Source organism: Pseudomonas fluorescens (genome assembly GCF_902497745.1).
GTDB classification, from domain to species: Bacteria; Pseudomonadota; Gammaproteobacteria; order Pseudomonadales; family Pseudomonadaceae; genus Aquipseudomonas; species Aquipseudomonas fluorescens_BM.
Genome location: NZ_CABVHJ010000033.1, coordinates 26,423 through 29,105 on the forward strand (window position 1 = coordinate 26,423; position 2,683 = coordinate 29,105).

The 2,683-nt window shown below is 53.9% G+C and carries 1 protein-coding gene and 1 pseudogene; both read right to left on the reverse strand.

What is annotated here, in order from left to right:
• Positions 1-55: 55 nt before the first annotated feature.
• Positions 56-607 carry an autotransporter outer membrane beta-barrel domain-containing protein gene (locus F8N44_RS30140; RefSeq protein ID WP_191630985.1) on the reverse strand — a complete coding sequence of 184 codons (552 nt, stop codon included), beginning with the start codon at positions 605-607 and terminating at the stop codon, positions 56-58.
• A gap of 1,033 nt (positions 608-1,640) precedes the next feature.
• Positions 1,641-2,656, reverse strand: a pseudogene (locus tag F8N44_RS30145) (IS30 family transposase).
• Between the last annotated feature and the right edge of the window lie 27 nt (positions 2,657-2,683).

Below are 2,683 nucleotides of genomic sequence, written 5' to 3' on the forward strand. Positions count from 1 at the left end.
AACAGTGACAGTGGCGTCTGTCGCAATGTATTGCATTTTATTTATCTAAAGACCCTTAGAAGGAATCTTTCAAGCCGAGCATGCCAGTAGTGTCTGACCAACCACGACTTCCAACCTGACGAGTCAGGTTGGCGGTGACGCTCACCTGAGGCGTGACATCCCCTTCAACGCCCACTCTGAACTCTGCAATGTTGCGACTGCCTTCCTGCGAGACATCGACCCGATCCATTCTCACACCGTAGCCTTCGGAATTATGTATCCAATCCGTTTCCACATACGGCTTAAACGACTGTTGTCCATTACCGTGTGCGGTATAACCTTTCATAAAGGCCTTAACACCCAACGAACTGCGCACATTATTGCCTCCGGTCGCGGACACGCGGGTGCCATTTTGTTCAGTGTGGTCATCAGCGTGAATCCCTGACCGAGCAAGTTGCGCCTTCGGCTGTAGAAAGTAGGTATTTCCCGCACCATGACCCACCTCAAACACATAGCCACTTTCCAACGATGTGCTCAACCCTTTGGAGGTGTAACTTTCATTGGCCAGCTCGTCACCTTTCACAGTATTGTTAAACCAGCTGTACTGCAGCAGGCTGGGCAGTCTCAAGGAGCAAGTGCAACAGTCAGTTAATGATTTGAGCTTGCTAATCACGAAACTGAACGCAATCCCGTCTTCGAAGTATCGTTATCCATGGGCGCCAGAACGAGCCTAGCCTACCTGACAAAACACGATTTCCACCGCCGAGGGCTTACGTCATGACCAAGCTTTTCGGTCGCTGAAACAGCGGCTATACATACCCCCCCTCCATCGCTTAAACAATGGCTATACACCCCCCCCTTTATCGGCGATGTGACGGCCTGGAATGACACGATAGAAACACCCATTAGACGCCTCCACCAGGTAGCTGGTCGGCGTTCAGGTGGGCCTTTCTCTTAACGGTCAGTTAATGGTTTCGAGCTTGTTGGTCGCGGAGAGCTGAAGATAATCCACCAGCACCTCGACTGAAAATTTCCAGCCCAATGCCTGGCGGGGGTCGAGTGTTGAGCGTCTGAACGAACCGAGCCGACCTGATTGCACACGACTTCCACTGCCAAAGGCTTACCCCATGACCAAGCCCTTCGGTCGCTGAAACAGCGGCTATACATACCCCCCCTCCATCGCTTAAACAATGGCTATACACCCCCCCCTTTATCGGCGATGTGACGGCCTGGAATGACACGATAGAAACACCCATTAGACGCCTCCACCAGGTAGCTGGTCGGCGTTCAGGTGGGCCTTTCTCTTAACGGTCAGTTAATGGTTTCGAGCTTGTTGGTCGCGGAGAGCTGAAGATAATCCACCAGCACCTCGACTGAAAATTTCCAGCCCAATGCCTGGCGGGGGTCGAGTGTTGAGCGTCTGAACGAACCGAGCCGACCTGATTGCACACGACTTCCACTGCCAAAGGCTTACCCCATGACCAAGCCCTTCGGTCGCTGAAACAGCGGCTATACATACCCCCCCTCCATCGCTTAAACAATGGCTATACACCCCCCCCTTTATCGGCGATGTGACGGCCTGGAATGACACGATAGAAACACCCATTAGACGCCTCCACCAGGTAGCTGGTCGGCGTTCAGGTGGGCCTTTCTCTTAACGGTCAGTTAATGGTTTCGAGCTTGTTGGTCGCGCAGAGCTGAAGATAATCCACCAGCACCTCGACTGGAAATTTCCAGCCCAATGTCTGGCGGGGGCGGGTGTTGAGCAAATCGGCTATTTCATCCAGTCGCGCCTGCGTCACCAGCGAGAGATCAGTGCCCTTGGGGAGATACTGGCGTAACAACCCGTTCGTGTTTTCATTGCTACCACGCTGCCAAGGCGAGTGTGGATCGGCGAAATAAATCTTCATTCCAGTATGCGCAGTGATTTCGCCATGACGGGCCATTTCGCTGCCTTGATCATGCGTCATGGTTTTTAGCAGCGAGGGCGCCATCCGCGACATCTCCCGCACAATGGCTTGCGCCGCCGCCTCAGCGGTGGGCGCTTCGAGTTTGGCGAGAATCACATAACGACTAGTGCGCTCGACCATTGTGGCAACCGCAGAGCGATTATTGGCGCCCATGATCAGATCACTCTCCCAATGCCCTGGGACTAGACGGTCTGCAACTTCCGGGGGGCGTAGGTGAATACTCAACTGCGCAGGGTAGCGTTCCCGACGCACATTGCTCTGGGTTCGCTTCCGACGTTTGCCGTCAGCCTGACGCAAATAACTGATCAGCTGACGCTTTAGCTCTCCGCGTGGGTAGGCATAGATAGCGAGGTAGATAGTTTCGTGACTCACATGTCGCTCAGGTTGGCCGGGCCAGATGCTGCGTAGTCTGCTGGCAATTTGTTGCGGTGACCAGCCAATGCGGAGCATTTCGACGACCACCTGAAACAGCTCTGCGTCTGGAAATAAACGTTTCTGACGGCGAGGCACATGCCGAAGGCGTTGAGCCCTGCTTGTGGCTTGGATTGCGTTGTAGTTGGGCTGCTGGGAGTTGCGTCTGATCTCACAATGGTGCTGGGATGCCGGCCTAGCAAAGTAGCAATAGCTCGCAGCGTCTGTCGTTGAAAGAGCATCACCATAATGGTGACGCGCTCCTCGGTACTCAGGTGGTTATATTGGGTAGACATGGCAACACCTTACATCAGGTGTTGCAC